Annotated in this window: 12 protein-coding genes; 7 read left to right on the top strand and 5 right to left on the bottom strand. The window is 64.5% G+C overall.

The genetic code is table 11. The features are described from left to right. Positions 1 to 3: 3 nt before the first annotated feature. Together BUE39_RS17300 and BUE39_RS17295 are read right to left on the bottom strand one after the other, a co-directional pair. Positions 4 to 1,443, bottom strand: coding sequence for an MFS transporter (locus tag BUE39_RS17300; RefSeq protein WP_073429945.1), 1,440 nt, complete (start codon positions 1,441 to 1,443; stop codon positions 4 to 6). Positions 1,444 to 1,759: 316 nt separating this feature from the next. After that, complete coding sequence (locus BUE39_RS17295) at positions 1,760 to 2,641, bottom strand: isocitrate lyase/PEP mutase family protein (protein ID WP_073429944.1); 882 nt, start codon at positions 2,639 to 2,641, stop codon at positions 1,760 to 1,762. Positions 2,642 to 2,847: 206 nt separating this feature from the next. Between BUE39_RS17295 and prpR the strand changes: the two genes are divergently transcribed. The 3 genes from prpR (at position 2,848) to ahpF (ending at position 7,293) form a co-directional block, all read left to right on the top strand. After that, on the top strand, positions 2,848 to 4,863 hold the full coding sequence (prpR, locus tag BUE39_RS17290) for a propionate catabolism operon regulatory protein PrpR (RefSeq protein ID WP_073429943.1): 2,016 nt from the start codon (positions 2,848 to 2,850) through the stop codon (positions 4,861 to 4,863). A 123-nt stretch (positions 4,864 to 4,986) separates the two neighbouring features. Beyond that, positions 4,987 to 5,550, top strand: coding sequence for an alkyl hydroperoxide reductase subunit C (ahpC, locus tag BUE39_RS17285; protein ID WP_006046984.1), 564 nt, complete (start codon positions 4,987 to 4,989; stop codon positions 5,548 to 5,550). A 150-nt stretch (positions 5,551 to 5,700) separates the two neighbouring features. Beyond that, a complete protein-coding gene (gene ahpF / locus BUE39_RS17280) occupies positions 5,701 to 7,293 on the top strand; it encodes an alkyl hydroperoxide reductase subunit F (protein WP_073429942.1) in 1,593 nt (530 codons plus the stop codon). A 136-nt stretch (positions 7,294 to 7,429) separates the two neighbouring features. Here ahpF and BUE39_RS17275 read toward each other — a convergent pair whose 3' ends face one another. After that, a complete protein-coding gene (locus tag BUE39_RS17275) occupies positions 7,430 to 8,155 on the bottom strand; it encodes a pirin family protein (protein ID WP_073429941.1) in 726 nt (241 codons plus the stop codon). Between the two features lie 131 nt (positions 8,156 to 8,286). Here BUE39_RS17275 and BUE39_RS17270 point away from each other — a divergent pair, with 131 nt between their 5' ends. Continuing rightward, positions 8,287 to 9,177: a LysR family transcriptional regulator gene (locus BUE39_RS17270; protein WP_073429940.1), complete on the top strand. Its 891-nt coding sequence runs from the start codon at positions 8,287 to 8,289 to the stop codon at positions 9,175 to 9,177. Positions 9,178 to 9,275: 98 nt separating this feature from the next. Here the strand turns inward: BUE39_RS17270 and BUE39_RS17265 are convergent, their stop codons facing one another. Then, entirely contained in the window at positions 9,276 to 10,292 is a 1,017-nt protein-coding gene (locus BUE39_RS17265; RefSeq protein WP_073429939.1) for a 1-aminocyclopropane-1-carboxylate deaminase, read from the bottom strand. 162 nt (positions 10,293 to 10,454) lie between these two features. Here BUE39_RS17265 and BUE39_RS17260 point away from each other — a divergent pair, with 162 nt between their 5' ends. The 3 genes from BUE39_RS17260 to BUE39_RS17250 all read left to right on the top strand — a co-directional run bounded on the left by BUE39_RS17260 (position 10,455) and on the right by BUE39_RS17250 (position 13,166). Further along, positions 10,455 to 10,982, top strand: a complete 528-nt coding sequence (locus BUE39_RS17260; protein ID WP_073429938.1) for an Lrp/AsnC family transcriptional regulator — start codon at positions 10,455 to 10,457, stop codon at positions 10,980 to 10,982. A gap of 163 nt (positions 10,983 to 11,145) precedes the next feature. Next, positions 11,146 to 11,859 carry a peptide-methionine (S)-S-oxide reductase MsrA gene (gene msrA, locus BUE39_RS17255; RefSeq protein ID WP_073429937.1) on the top strand — a complete coding sequence of 238 codons (714 nt, stop codon included), beginning with the start codon at positions 11,146 to 11,148 and terminating at the stop codon, positions 11,857 to 11,859. Between the two features lie 467 nt (positions 11,860 to 12,326). Beyond that, positions 12,327 to 13,166, top strand: a complete 840-nt coding sequence (locus tag BUE39_RS17250; protein ID WP_073430013.1) for a MipA/OmpV family protein — start codon at positions 12,327 to 12,329, stop codon at positions 13,164 to 13,166. Between the two features lie 306 nt (positions 13,167 to 13,472). Here the strand turns inward: BUE39_RS17250 and BUE39_RS17245 are convergent, their stop codons facing one another. Next, positions 13,473 to 14,414, bottom strand: coding sequence for a LysR family transcriptional regulator (locus BUE39_RS17245; protein WP_073429936.1), 942 nt, complete (start codon positions 14,412 to 14,414; stop codon positions 13,473 to 13,475). Positions 14,415 to 14,506 lie beyond the last annotated feature (92 nt).

The raw sequence follows: 14,506 nt of genomic DNA, 5'->3' as shown, positions 1-14,506 counted from the left end.
TCATCACCCTTTGGCCGGATCTTCGGCGCCGCGCGAACCGCCGCCGATGCTCTGGCCGGCGTCGTGCGCGAGGCCCATATAGCCGATCACCGACACCAGCGTCAGCACGCCCGCGCACAGAAACGCGAGACGGAAATCGTCGAGCGTGAAGATGCGGCCCGTCGTCTCGCCGTTGAAGAACGCCGCCGCGCGCAGCGCTACCGCACCGAACGCGATGCCGAGACCGATCGTCATCTGCGCGGCCGCGCTCCATAGCGTGCTTGCCGCGCTCATCTGCGGCTGCGCGACGTCGGCGTAGGCCAGCGTGGCAAGCGTCGAGAATTGCATCGAACGCGCCACGCCGTAGATGAACACGACGAACAGCACGAGGGCAAGCGGCACCTCCGGCGTCAACAGCCCGCACGCGATGATGAACACGCCGGCCACCGCGACGTCGACGATCGACACCATGCGGAAGCCGTAACGTTGCAGAATGCGCGTGGTCAGCGCCTTCATGCCGAGGTTGCCGAGCGCGCTCGCGAGCAGCAGCAAGCCCGACTTGAACGCGGACAAGCCGAAGCCCACCTGAAACAGCAGCGGCATCAGATAAGGCACCGCGCCAATGCCGATGCGTGTGAACGAGCCCGTCACGACCGTCACGGAAAAGGTGGGAATCTTGAGCGTTGAAACGTCGATCAGCGGATGCGGGTGACGCTTCGCATGCTGGAACGCCAGCACGCCCATCAGCAACCCGCCGCCGATGACCGCCGCGGCCACCCACGGATTTTCGCCCGGCTGGCTCGCCAGTTCGGCGCCGTACAGGATCGCCGTGAGCGTCGTGCCGCTCAGCAACAAGCCGACCACGTCGAGCGGTTTGCGTTCGCTGCCGCGCAGGTTCGGCACCAGCGCGAACGCGACGGCCATCGCCGCCAGGCCGAACGGCACGTTCAGCAGAAAGATCCAGCGCCACGACGCATAGGTCGTGATGAAGCCGCCCACCGGCGGCCCGATGACCGGCGCGGCGATCGCGGGCCACGTGATGGTCGAGATCGCCTGCATCATGCGGCTCTTCTCGGTGCTGCGGACCACGATCAGGCGGCCCACCGGCACCATCATCGCGCCGCCCATGCCTTGCAGCAATCGCGCGGCCGTGAACTCCACGACGTTCTGCGACAGCCCGCACAACACCGACGCCACCGTGAACACGGCGATCGCGCTGACGAACACCGTGCGCGAGCCGCAGCGGTCGGCGACCCAGCCGCTCGCCGGAATAAAGATCGCGAGCGCCAGCATGTAGGCGGTCATGCCGAGACTCAGGCTGTTCGGTCCGACGCCGAACGACTGCGCCATCTGCGGCAGCGCCGTCGCGATCACCGTGGTGTCGAGGTACTCCATGAAGAAGGTGGCCGCGACGATATACGGCAGCCAGCCGACATGCGCGTTGCGTGTGCCGCCGGCGGTCATTGCGCTGTCTCCGCCGCACGGCGTGCGGGCTCATGAATGTCGTGAAGGTGCAGGCAGGTTCGGAGAGAGGGTCTGGATTTCATGGTTCTTGCGACTACCTTTCGAAGAGGTGTTTCCGGCCTTCGGACGACGCGAATGCGCGACAGGATCGCGGCTGCGAATAACGCTCCATTAAAGGGACGCGCCTCGTCGCCGGCCTTGAATCCTAACCTGGTAATCGCTGTTGCATCGTCGGCCAGGGCAGTCGCCCGGCGCCCGAGGCGACCGGCGCGCTCCCTGCGCGCCGGTCGGCCGGAAACACGAGCGCGCGCGTCGCTCAGTCTTTCGCGGCGTACTCGCGGTCGAGCTTGTCGTACAGCGGCTTGTTGACGAGCCGCTGGCGTTCGCTGAACGGCGCGACGAGCGTCGCGTCCTCGTCGAGGCGGCCGTTGTTTTTCAACGTGCCGAGCGCGCGCTGCATGCCGAGCACCGCGCCTTGCAGCGCCGCGTTCGCGTACAGCACGATGCCGTAGCCGAGTTGCGCGAGCGCCTCGCGCGATTGCACCGGCGTCTTGCCGCCGATCACGATGTTGATCAACTGCGGCCGGTCGAACAGCGACGGCAGACGTTCGATGTCGGCGAGCGATTCGGTCGCCTCGATAAACAGAATGTCGGCCCCGGCCTCGATGAAACGGTGACCGCGTTCGATCGCGTCCTCGATGCCGTGGACCGCCGCCGAGTCGGTGCGCGCCATGATCTGCAGATTGCGGTCCTCGCGGGCATCCACGGCCGCGCGAATCTTGCCGACCATCTCGCTCGTGCCGACCACTTCCTTGCCGGCGAAGTGGCCGCATTTCTTCGGCATGACCTGGTCCTCGAACTGGATCACGTCGGCGCCGCTGCGCTCGAGCACGCGCACCGTCTGACGCACATTCAGCGCGTTGCCGAAGCCGGTGTCGGCATCGACGATCAGCGGCAGCGCGACCGCGTCGCGAATCCGCGCGGTATGTTCGGCGACTTCGGCGAGACCGATGAAGCCGAGGTCGGGCAGGCCGAGCGACATGTTGGTGACGCCCGCGCCGGTGATGTAGAGCGCTTCGAAACCGGCGTCCTCGATGACACGCGCGCTCATCGCGTTGAAGGCGCCGGGCACCAGCAGGCCTTGGCGTTGCTCGACCTTGGCGCGGAAGGCGGCGCGGCGTGTGGCGGAAGTGGTCATGACGGTGTGTCTCCGAAAAAGGTAAGCGGGTTTGAGAGGCGGCCGTGATTTTGCAGGAAGCATGCCATCGCGCGAGGCTCCGGGACTTAGGCAATCGAATCAGGAGCTTGCGGCGCGAAGCGGCGCTGCGCGGGTTCATGGCAGAATGCGCGTGTGTTCCGTGAAACGTTTCATGGAACGTTTCAACTGTTCGCGGAGTTACCGCAATGTCCACGTTCCCGTCGCTCGTCGCGAATGCCAATACGGCGCTGCCTGGCGTTGCCCTCGTCAGTATCAGCCGCTTGAAGTCGCTTTGCGAGGCCGTCGCGCCGCGTTACGCCGGGCGCGCCCGATTCTTTTCGGTTCGCGAAGGCTACGGCGCGGCCGTCACCGCCTTGCAGGCCTACGTGGATGCGGGCTCGGTCGACGTGGTGCTGGCTGCCGGCTCGAACGGCGCCTACCTGCGCGACAACCTGAACGTGCCGGTCGTCATGGTCAAGGTGAACGGCTTCGACGTGCTCGGTGCGATTGCCCGCGCCGCCACCACGTGGCCCGGCGCGCGGATCGGCCTGGTGCTGCACGAAACGATCTCGCACGAACTGGCGGATCTCGGCGCGTGGCTCAAGGTCGGGCTGACGCAGCGCGCCTACCGTTCGATCGACGAAGTGCGGCTCGCCGTCGAGAAGCTGGCCGCCGAAGGCTGCGGCGTCATCATCGGCCCCGGCATGGCTTGCGATTTCGCGCAGCAAGCCGGGCTCGAAAGCGTTTTCCTGTACTCGCTCGGCGCGGTCGAGGAAGCGTTCGAGCGCTCGGTCGAACTGGCGCGGGTGAGCCGTCAGAAGGAGTCGAAGCGCGTGCGGCTGAATACGATCGTGGCCCATCTGCGCGACGGCGTCGCCGCTTTCGACGACGCCGGCGTGCTCGAAGCGGTCAACCCGGCGATGCTCGAACTGCTGGGCCTCGGCGCCCCGAAAGAAGCTCTTTCGGCGGACCGCCAACAGGACGCGGCGGCGCAAGTCGCGCGCGTCGTCGGTCCGTGGCTGCGCGAAACGCTTGCGAACGACCTGCCGATCGAGGAACGGATCGAGCGGATCGGCGGCCGCGCGCTGATCGTCAACTGCGTGCCGATCATGGAGCATGGCGCGCGCTCCGGCTCGGTGGTGACGGTGCAGGACGCTCTCGTCGCGCAGCGGATCGACCATTCGCTACGCACCAGCCAGCGGCCGAAGCATCTGGTCGCGCGGCATCGGCTGGACGAGTTGATCGGCGGATCGGCGGCGCTCGAACGGGTGCGGCGGCTCGCGCGCGCGGGCGCCGCTCACGACGCCACCGTGCTGCTCACCGGCGAAAGCGGCACCGGCAAGGAACTGGTCGCGCAAGGCATCCACAACGCCGGCCGGCGGCGCGGCAATCCGTTCGTCGCGTTCAATTGCGCGGCCTTGCCCGAGGGGCTGATCGAAAGCGAACTGTTCGGTCACGAGGAGGGCGCGTTCACCGGCGCGCGCCGTGGCGGCAAGCCGGGCCTTTTCGAAATCGCGCACACGGGCACGATCTTCCTCGATGAAATCGGCGAAATGTCGGCCGCGTTGCAAAGCCGTCTGCTGCGCGTGCTGCAGGAGCGCGAGGTGATGAAGCTCGGTTCCGGGCGCGCCACGCCGGTCGACGTGCGGGTGATCGCCGCGACGCATCGCGATCTGCATGCGCTCGTCGAACAGGGATTGTTTCGCGCGGATCTGTATTTTCGTCTGAATCTGCTTCGGATAGAATTGCCGCCGCTGCGCGAACGGCGCGGCGATGTCGCGCAACTGGCGCGGCACTTGTTAAGCCGCGGGGCGCGCCAATATGGGTTGTCGGAGGCGACGCTCGACCGGGTGCTGACGTTTCTCGCACCCTTGTTCGAGCATTACGCGTGGCCCGGCAATGTCCGGGAACTGGAAAACCTGCTGACGCGCGCCGCGATCTATCTAAGCGACGCGGCCGGCCAAGGCCAGGATAGGCGGGATTTGCAGTCGATGTTCCCGGAGTTCGGGCGAATGAAACAGGCGCCGGCTGTCGCAACGCCCGCCGCGCCGATGTCCCGAGCCGGCGAAGACGAACACGCGCCGGCCCGCACTTCCCCGACTCGCGAGGACGTCATGCGCGCTCTCGAGCAGTCGGGCGGCAATCGCGCGGCGGCCAGCCGCGCACTCGGAATCGGCCGCACGACCCTCTGGCGGCTCATGAAAACCGATCCGCCGCGATAGCTGCCAGCGGCGCGATAAATAGCGTATGACTATTGCTATCATTAAAACAATCCGCTTTACCTATTAAGCGCGGTCTGACATACTGGCTCCACTTTCCAACCACTCCGAAAGAGGACTCAGCAAATGCCGATCATCAATAGTCAAGTCAAACCGTTCAAGGCACAGGCTTATCACAACGGCGAATTCGTGACCGTCACCGAAGAAAGCCTGAAGGGCAAGTGGTCGGTTTTCGTTTTCTACCCGGCCGACTTCACGTTCGTTTGCCCGACCGAACTGGGTGACCTGGCCGATCGCTACGCCGATTTCCAGAAGCTCGGCGTTGAAATCTACAGCGTGTCGACCGATACGCACTTCACGCACAAGGCATGGCACGACACGTCGGACACGATCCAGAAGATCAAGTACCCGATGATCGCCGACCCGACCCTGGCTATCTCGCGCAACTTCGACGTGTTGATCGAAGAAGAAGGCCTGGCGCTGCGCGGCACGTTCGTGATCAACCCGGAAGGCGAGATCAAGCTGTGCGAAGTCCACGACAACGGCATTGGCCGCGACGCCGGCGAACTGCTGCGCAAGGTGCAGGCCGCGCAATACATCGCCGCGCATCCGGGTGAAGTTTGCCCCGCCAAGTGGACGCCGGGCGCTGAAACGCTGACCCCGTCGCTCGACCTGATCGGCAAGATCTAAGGTCTCAAGACCCTTTGCAGTCAGCGCCTCGCGGCGCATCGCCGCGCGGGCCGCTTTTCACAGCGGCCCGCGCGTCCCCGGGCCGCGCACGTCCTATCCGATGTGCGCGGCGCCGGGAACCCAACACCCCTCGTCACGGAATCGAAAGCCATGCTGGACGCCAATCTCAAGACTCAATTGAAAACATACCTGGAAAAGGTGAGCAAGCCGATCGAGATCGTCGCGTCGCTCGACGACAGCGCGAAATCGCAGGAGCTGCTGGCGTTGCTGAACGATATCGCGACGTTGTCGGAACGCGTCACCGTGATCGAACGCCGTGGCGACGACGAGCGCAAGCCGTCGTTCTCGATCGGCGAGCCGGGCAAGGCCACAGGCATCCGTTTCGCCGGCATTCCGATGGGGCATGAATTCACGTCGCTCGTCCTCGCGCTTTTGCAGGTCGGCGGCCATCCGGTCAAACTCGACGACGCGGTGATCGAACAGATCCGCAACCTCGACGGCGACTACCAATTCGAAACGTATTTTTCGCTGTCATGCCAGAACTGCCCGGAAGTCGTGCAGGCGCTGAACGTGATGGCGCTCATCAACCCGCGCATCCGCCACGTGGCGATCGACGGCGCGCTGTTCCAGAACGAAGTCGAAGCGCGCCAGATCATGGCGGTACCGACCATGTTCATGAACGGCGAAGTGTTCGGCCAGGGCCGCAGCGGCGTGAAGGAAATTCTCGCGAAGCTCGACACCAACGCCGGTGCGCGCGCCGCGAAGGAACTGGAAAAGAAGCCGGTGTTCGATACGCTGATCGTCGGCGGCGGTCCCGCGGGCGCGGCGGCGGCGATCTACTCGGCGCGCAAGGGCATTGCGACGGGCGTGGTGGCGGAACGCTTCGGCGGCCAGGTGCTCGATACGCTGGCGATCGAAAACTTCGTCTCCGTGACGGAAACCGAGGGGCCGAAGTTCGCGACGGCGCTCGAACAGCACGTGAAGAGCTATGAAGTCGACATCATGGACGTGCAGCGCGCCGAAGCGCTGATCCCCGGCCGCATCAACGCAGTGCGTCTTGCCAACGGCGCGGTGCTCAAGGCGAAAACCATCATCCTGGCGACCGGTGCGCGCTGGCGCGAAATCAACGTGCCCGGCGAGCGCGAATATCGCAATCACGGCGTGGCGTACTGCCCGCATTGCGATGGCCCGCTGTTCAAGGGCAAACGCGTCGCGGTGATCGGCGGCGGCAACTCCGGCGTGGAAGCGGCGATCGACCTCGCGGGCATCGTGCGCGAAGTCACGCTGTTCGAATTCGGCGCCCAGTTGCGCGCGGACGAAGTGCTGCAACGCAAGCTGCGCAGCCTCGCCAACGTGACGATCGTCACTCAGGCGCAGACCACGGAAATCACCGGCGACGGCAAGAAGGTCAACGGTCTGGTCTACAAGGATCTGCGTTCGGGCGAAACGAAGAACGTCGAACTCGAAGGCGTGTTCGTGCAGATCGGTCTCGTGCCGAACACCGAATGGCTCAAGGGCACGGTGGAGTTGTCGAAGCACGGCGAAATCGTCGTCGATGCTCGCGGCGCGACGTCGGTGCCGGGCGTGTTCGCCGCCGGCGACGTGACCACGGTGCCGTTCAAGCAGATCGTGATCGCGGTGGGCGAGGGCGCGAAGGCATCGTTGAGCGCATTCGATCACCTGATCCGCAATAGCGAAGAAGTGGAAGTGGTGAAAGAGGCTGAAGCTGAAGTGGCAGTGTGAGTGAGTGGTTGGTTGGTAGTGGACGGCGGCCTGCGGGCCGCCGTTTTTATTTGAGGCGTGCGGTGTTTTTAAGGTGAAAAGACAGAGGGCGAACGCAACGTTTGATTCCGTGCGTTCGAACCCCCCTCAAACCACATCAAGCCCACAACTCCGACATCTCGATGTCGCGCAGATCGAACACGAGCACTTCGGCGTCATGGCCTTGCGTGAAGCTCAGCGCTTGCTCGCCGCGCACGCGCGCGCCGTCGCCTTCGCCGAATTCGACGCCGTTCACCGTCACGCTGCCGCGCGCCACGTGAACATACGCATAGCGATTGCTGGCGAGTTCGAGCCGGGCGCTTTCATCGCCATCGAAAAGACCGGCATAAACCCGCGCATCCTGTTGCAGCATCAGCGAATCGTTCGCGCCATCCGGCGAGAGCACGAGGCGCAGCACGCCGCGCTTCTGATCCGCGCCGAAGTGACGCTGCTGATAACGCGGCTGCGTGCCCTTTTGCCCCGGCGCGATCCAGATCTGCAGAAAGTGCACCGGCTCGCTCTTCGAATGGTTGTATTCGCTATGCGCGACACCCGTGCCCGCGCTCATCAACTGAACGTCGCCGGGCACGATCACCGAGCCGGTGCCCATCGTGTCCTTGTGCTCCAACGCGCCTTCCAGCACGTACGAGAAAATCTCCATGTCGCGGTGCGGATGCTTGCCGAAGCCTTGCGCCGGTGCGACACGGTCGTCGTTGATCACCAGCAGGTCGGAAAAGCCGTTCTGCTTCGGGTCGTGATAGTTCGCGAAAGAAAACGTATGACGCGAACTGAGCCAGCCGTGCTCCGCGCGGCCGCGTTGATTGGCGTGTCTGATATCGAGCATCGTGTTTCTCCTGGGTTGTTTGCGATCGGGCAATGGTGAGTCCGCGATCCATGAATGACAGTGTAGGTCAATCAGGATGGCTATAATCGCCGTCATACGGGAAACACTGTCACGACACGGTGGACAATACGATGCAACTCGATGACATGCGGATCTTCGTCGCCACGGTCGACGCTCATAATTTCACCGCGGCGGCCAGGCGGCTGGCGCTCTCGAAGCAATTCGTCAGCCGGCGCGTGATGGCGCTCGAAGAAGCACTCGGCGTGCAATTGCTGATCCGCAATACGCGCAAGCTGGCCGTGACCGAACTCGGTCAGGAGTTTTACGAGCGCGCCAAACGCATCCTCGGTGAAGTGGAAGACGCCGAACAGGCCATGTCGCTGCGGCGCGCCGGTCCGCGAGGGCTGCTACGCGTGAGCGCGCCGATGTCGTTCGGCATGACGCATCTGTCGCCGCTGGTGGCGGCGTTCCTGCGCGAGCATGGCGACGTGCGCTTCGACATGGAGTTGAGCGACCGCACCGCCGACGTGGTGGGCGAGGGCTTCGACATGGCGATCCGCATCGGCACGCTGGCGGATTCCACGCTGATCGCGCAGAAGCTCGTCGACGTGAGGATGGTGGCGTGTTGCAGTCCCGGCTATCGGCGGCGGCGCGGGGCGCCTGCGGCGCCTGCCGATCTGCAACGTCACGCGTGCCTGTTGTATGGGCACGGCGGGGCGGTGAACTGGGAGTTCATCGTCGAGGGCGCGCACAAGAGCATCGAAGTGCACGGGCCGTTGCGGGCCAATAACGGCGAACTGATTCGCGATGCCGCCGTGGCCGGATTGGGCATCGCGCGGCTGCCCGACTTCATCGTTGCCGACGCGTTAAAAAGCGGCAAGCTCGTGACCGTGCTCGAGGAATTCCTGCCCGCCGCGGCGAGCGTCTACGCGGTTTATCCGCAGCATCGGCAAAGCTCTCTGACGATTCGAGCCTTTGTCGAATTCTTGCGCAAGCATTTGAAGAAGCAGTTGGCGGCGTGATTCGCCACGTCGCCATGACAACACCTCGCCGCCTCGCGGCGGCAGCCGGCTCGATGCATGCCGGCCGCCGTCGCGTCGCTCATCGCGCTACTCGCCGCTCAGCCGTTGCGGAAAATGAAGCTATAGCCGTTCAGCGCCGGCACGCCGCCCAGGTGCGCGTACAGCACGCGCGACCCTTCCGGGAATTCGCCGTTGCGCACCATGTCGATCATGCCGTGCATCGACTTGCCTTCGTAAACCGGATCGGTCAGCATGCCCTCGAGGCGCGCGCACAAGCGGATCGCCTCCAGCGTGCCGTCGTTCGGCAAGCCATATTCGGGACCGCCGAAGCGCTCGTCCAGCACCACGTCCTTGCTCGTGATGTCGCGCCCCAGTTCGACTTTTTCCGCGGTCTGCTTCGCGATTCGGATGATCTGCTCGCGCGTTTGCGCGGGCTTCGCGGACGCGTCGATGCCGATCACGCGCTCGGCGCGGCCGTCCGCGGCGAAGCCGACCACCATGCCGGCCTGCGTGCTGCCCGTCACCGAGCACACCACGATGTAGTCGAACTTGAAGCCCAGTTCCGCTTCCTGCTGCCGAACTTCTTCAGCGAAGCCGACGAAACCCAGCCCGCCCAACGGATGATCCGAGCAGCCGGCGGGAATCGCGTAAGGCTTGCCGCCGGCCGCGCGCACGCTCTCCAGCGCATCTTCCCAGCTCTTGCGAAAGCCGATGTCGAAGCCGTCGGCCACGAGCCGCACATCGGCGCCGAGAATGCGCGACATCTGGATATTGCCGACGCGGTCGTACACCGCATCCGAGTAGTTGACCCAGTTCTCCTGCACGAGCACGCACTTCATGCCCAGATGCGCGGCGACGGCGGCCACCTGGCGAGTCTGGTTCGACTGGATCCCGCCGATCGAAACGAGCGTGTCGCAACCCTGCGCCAGCGCTTCGGGAATCAGATATTCGAGCTTGCGCGTCTTGTTGCCGCCAAATGCAAAACCGCTGTTGCAGTCCTCGCGCTTCGCATACAGATGCACTTTGCCGCCGAGGTGATCGCTCAGGCGTTTTAGCGGTTGGATCGGCGTCGGCCCGAAAGTCAGCGGATGACGCGGGAATCGTTGCAGGTTCATGGCAGTTCCTGTGATGAGTAGGTTCGACGCGAACAGCAGGTCGTCGCGTTGAGACAATGGTAGGGAAAAGCGCCAGAAATGAGCTTGCGAAAAAATTGCGATGGGCGTAATTTTGAAAAGAGAAATGTCAAAGTGACTTAATAAAAACTTGTGAACTAACCTATGAGCGCAACGAAAGTGCGAAGCGCGCCGGCCGCATCGGCTGCCGCCCAATCACAAGCCGATCCGCTGCAATCGCTCGATCGCATCGACCGCGCGATCCTGCGCCAGTTGCAAACGGACGCGTCGATTTCGAACGTCGCGCTCGCGGCAAAAGTGAAGCTGAGCGCGCCGGCGTGCTTGCGGCGCGTCGAGCGGCTCAAGGAGTCGGGACTGATTCGCGGCGTGGTTGCGTTGATCGATCCGAAAGCGGCGGGCGCGGGGATGCTGGTGATCATCGGCGTGGTGCTGGATCGCTCCACGCCCGAGTCGTTCGCGGACTTCGAGAAAGCCGCGCAGAAGGTGCCGGGTTGCATGGAGTGCCACGTCGTGACCGGCGAATTCGACTACTTTATGACGATCCGCACGCGCGACAGCGACAGCTTCAACCGTTTGCATGCGGAGCAGTTGCTTTATCTGCCGGGCGTCCGGCAGATTCGCTCGTTCATGGTGCTCAAGGAAATTCTCTCGACCACGAAATTTCCGCTGTGAGCGCCGCTGTAGCCCCGGCTGCGATGCCTTGATGCCTCGATGCGGAAAGACGCGCATGCTGTCATAAAAGCCCTTGCTGGCCGACTAAACATCGAGACCACTCGCGGGCGGCACGACCAACGCCCGAACGGGTGAAACGTGCGAACTTTCCGGGACGATCATCATGGCTTGCAGCAGACGGATTTTCTTCAGGTTGATCGGCGCGGCGTCGCTTGCCGGCGGCGCGTCGGCATGGCGCATCGCGTTCGCGTCCGAGGCCGCGGTTGTGATCGCGCCGCCCGCGCTCGACGAACCGGTCTCCGCCGCCACGGCGCACGAAGAAACGGCGGTATTCGCAGGCGGCTGCTTCTGGGGCGTGCAGGGCGTGTTCCAGCATGTGCGCGGCGTCAGCAAGGCGGTGTCGGGCTATGCGGGCGGTGAGCGCGACACCGCGCACTACGAGACGGTGAGCGGCGGCGAGACCGGCCATGCGGAAGCCGTGCAGGTCACCTTCGACCCGGCCAGGGTCACCTACGGCCAGTTGTTGCAGGTGTACTTCTCGGTCATTCACGATCCGACCGAACTGAACCGCCAGGGGCCGGACAGCGGCACGCAATACCGCTCGGCCGTGTTCCCGATGACCGATATGCAGCGGCGCGTCGCGCAAGGCTACATCGCGCAGCTCGAGAAGGCGCATGCGTTTCGGGCGCCCATCGTCACGAAGACGGAGACGTTCAAGGCTTTTTACCCCGCCGAGTTCTATCACCAGAACTACCTCACGCTGCATCCCAACTCCGCGTATATCGCGCTTAACGATATGCCGAAGGTGGCCAACCTCAAGCGGCTGTTCCCGAATCTCTATCGCGACAAGCCGGTCCTCGTCGAAGCGGCCAGGTAGGATCGCCCGCGTTCGATGCATCAACGGCGCCGCATCGCGCGGCGCCGTGGTTTCCTGAAGGCGCATTGCGCTCGCGATTCCTTGCCACGGCGTGCTGGCACGCTCGCTCGGCCTCTCGTTGTTTCCCGTTTGCGTTTAACCGGTTTCGCACCGCTTCCGCCGACCAGGCCCGCATTTTGCACAGTGGGTCCGTCGGCAAGGCTTTCGCGGCAATGGTTCATACGAAAGGCCCGCTGTCCGGTACGCGACTCCCCGAGCAGGTGCGTTCTTGCCGGGCAACGCGTATCGTTTGCTGAAAAAACTACACGCCGCGCCTGAGAGCGCGGCGTGCGCCGGGGTGCTGTTCGATTCCTTGCGGACCCAGGCGGAACCTAAAACCCCTTCGCCCTGCGCGAGATCGGAGGCTTCTGGTGCGCAATGACAGCCGTGAAAAGCGGATCGGCACGTTCCGCAATAAACCAATAGGCATCGCGGCAGTTTCTCTGGTCGCCGTGACCCTCGGCGTTGCCGTCGTTCCGGGCGCCGCCTTGGCGCAAACGCCTTCGCCGCTGGGCGAATGGCAATACTCGGCGGGGATTCCACTGCAAAAGGTGTGGCAGCCGAGCGTTCCCGACTGGCAGTTGCGCGTCGGCGCGGCGACGTCGTTCCAGCCGCGCTACGAGGGCTCCGACCGGTATCACTTGATGGCCGGCCCGAGCGTCGACGTGCGCTACAAGGATCTGTTTTTCTTTTCGAGCGGCGAGGGACTCGGCGTCAACTTTGCGCAGGGACAAAACTGGCGTGCAAGCCTCGCGGCCATCTACGATCTCGGACGCCGCGGCCACGACGATCCGCAGGAACTGAACGGCCTCGGCAACATCAATCCGGCGCCGGGCCTCAAGCTCTCGGGCGAATACGTGGTGTCGAAGGAATTCCCGCTGGTGCTGCGCGCGGACGTCAGACGCTACTTCGGCGGCTCGAACGGCTGGACCGGCGATCTCGGCGCGTATATGCCGATGCCGGGCAGCACCAACAACTTCTTCTGGTTCGCCGGGCCCAACGTAACCTTCGCGGACTCCACCTACATGAACAGTTGGTTCGGCGTGAATCGCGAGCAGGCGGCGCACTCGCGGTATCCGGAATATCACGCGAGCGCGGGCGTCAAGTCGGTGGGCTTCGGCATCAGCGTGGTGTGGCTGTTCGACAAGCATTGGTTCGCCACCGCGGATGGCGCATTCCAGCAACTGGTCGGCAGCGCGGGCAACAGTCCGATCACGCACCGCAAGGCGAACGGCGTGGCCGACATTTCCATCAACTACCGCTTCTGATGCGTTTGCCGATGCACGGCGAAGGCGGTGCTTAACCGATGGCCGCTATCGGGCGATGAAAGTCGGAAGCGCTATCGATGGGCAGCGGCATGCCACACGAACGTTGCGAGAAGGGCGCGGCGCAGCGGCGCGCGAACGAGATCGGCTACGGCGCGCGAGTAGGGCTCGAATGAATGGGAGGCGCTGCATGGCTCGCATGATTGACCGGCGCGGGCGGTGCAAAGTTGCGTGCCGTCGAACACAGCAATACCCGAGCCGCCTCACCCGGGCGCTGGACGGCGCGTGCTCGCGCCGCGAGGCGGCCGGTCAGCCGCGCTTCGTTTTCGCCCCGGCCTGCGTTTCGCGGTCCCAGCGCTTCAGCCAGGGCACGATGAATTCCGCGAAGCCGTCGGCGGGCGGCGACAGCGCGCGCTCGGTGGAGCGGTACAAGCACACCTCGCGGATGGTTTCCGGATCGACGATCCGCTTCATCACCAGCCCGAACGTGCGCGCGAGCGGCGCGACATAGGCGGGCGCGAGCGTCACCGCCAGCCCTTGCGATGCGAGACCGAATGCCGTGGTGACGTTGTCCACCACGTCGACCGGAATGATGCGGGCCTCGGCCGGCAGATTGGCGAGCATCTGCCCGACCGCGCGTTCGTGGTCGCGGCCGGTGGCGACGATCGGCACGTCGCGCAGATGCCGCCACTGCACACGGCGCCGCGCGCTCAACGGATGCGCCGGCGCGCACCACATCACCCACGGACTCGCGAACGCCCGCTCGCGCCCCACGCGCGCGCCGCTTTGCCGGTCGGGGCCGATCGCGAGATCCACGTCGCCGCTTTCCACGCGCTCCACCAGTTGCTCGACCACGGTGTCGACAATCCGCACGACCACTTTCGGTTTGCCGCGCGCGTATTCGGCGATGGCCGCGGGCAACGCGGTGGCCGCGAGCACCAGCGGCGCGCCGACCCGCACGATGCCGGCCGCGCGGTTGCGGATGTCGTTGGCCGATTGCGCGGCGGCGCGCACATGGCGCAACACCGATTCGGCCGAGGCAAGAAAATCCTGCCCCGCGCTCGACAGATTGACGCGCCGCGTGGTTCGGTCGAAGAGGCGAAAGCCCAGTTCCGTTTCGAGTTCGGCCAGCAACTGGCTGACCGCCGACGAGGTCAGCCCGAGCCGCTCCGCCGCCGCGCCGATACTGTGCAAATCGACGATGGCGAGAAACGCTTCGAACTGACGAATGGTGACGCGCGTGAGTGACATGAAAAACGATTGTAAAGAAAAACTTACTAATCGTGAAAAATCGATTGATTGTGCGCCGCGAGCGATTGCCTGACACTTGCCCCAATCGACGC

The organism is Paraburkholderia terricola (genome assembly GCF_900142195.1).
GTDB lineage: Bacteria > Pseudomonadota > Gammaproteobacteria > Burkholderiales > Burkholderiaceae > Paraburkholderia > Paraburkholderia terricola.
The sequence above is the reverse complement of the archived record's forward strand: the minus strand, read 5'-3'. Positions and strand labels throughout refer to the sequence as shown.

What these genes read in the sequence shown, in the direction of transcription:
- BUE39_RS17300 (WP_073429945.1), bottom strand. Translation starts at nt 1,443, where the DNA reads ATGACCGCCGGCGGCACACGCAACGCGCATGTCGGCTGGCTGCCGTAT.
- BUE39_RS17295 (WP_073429944.1), bottom strand. Translation starts at nt 2,641, where the DNA reads ATGACCACTTCCGCCACACGCCGCGCCGCCTTCCGCGCCAAGGTCGAG.
- prpR (WP_073429943.1), top strand. Translation starts at nt 2,848, where the DNA reads ATGTCCACGTTCCCGTCGCTCGTCGCGAATGCCAATACGGCGCTGCCT.
- ahpC (WP_006046984.1), top strand. Translation starts at nt 4,987, where the DNA reads ATGCCGATCATCAATAGTCAAGTCAAACCGTTCAAGGCACAGGCTTAT.
- ahpF (WP_073429942.1), top strand. Translation starts at nt 5,701, where the DNA reads ATGCTGGACGCCAATCTCAAGACTCAATTGAAAACATACCTGGAAAAG.
- BUE39_RS17275 (WP_073429941.1), bottom strand. Translation starts at nt 8,155, where the DNA reads ATGCTCGATATCAGACACGCCAATCAACGCGGCCGCGCGGAGCACGGC.
- BUE39_RS17270 (WP_073429940.1), top strand. Translation starts at nt 8,287, where the DNA reads ATGCAACTCGATGACATGCGGATCTTCGTCGCCACGGTCGACGCTCAT.
- BUE39_RS17265 (WP_073429939.1), bottom strand. Translation starts at nt 10,292, where the DNA reads ATGAACCTGCAACGATTCCCGCGTCATCCGCTGACTTTCGGGCCGACG.
- BUE39_RS17260 (WP_073429938.1), top strand. Translation starts at nt 10,455, where the DNA reads ATGAGCGCAACGAAAGTGCGAAGCGCGCCGGCCGCATCGGCTGCCGCC.
- msrA (WP_073429937.1), top strand. Translation starts at nt 11,146, where the DNA reads ATGGCTTGCAGCAGACGGATTTTCTTCAGGTTGATCGGCGCGGCGTCG.
- BUE39_RS17245 (WP_073429936.1), bottom strand. Translation starts at nt 14,414, where the DNA reads ATGTCACTCACGCGCGTCACCATTCGTCAGTTCGAAGCGTTTCTCGCC.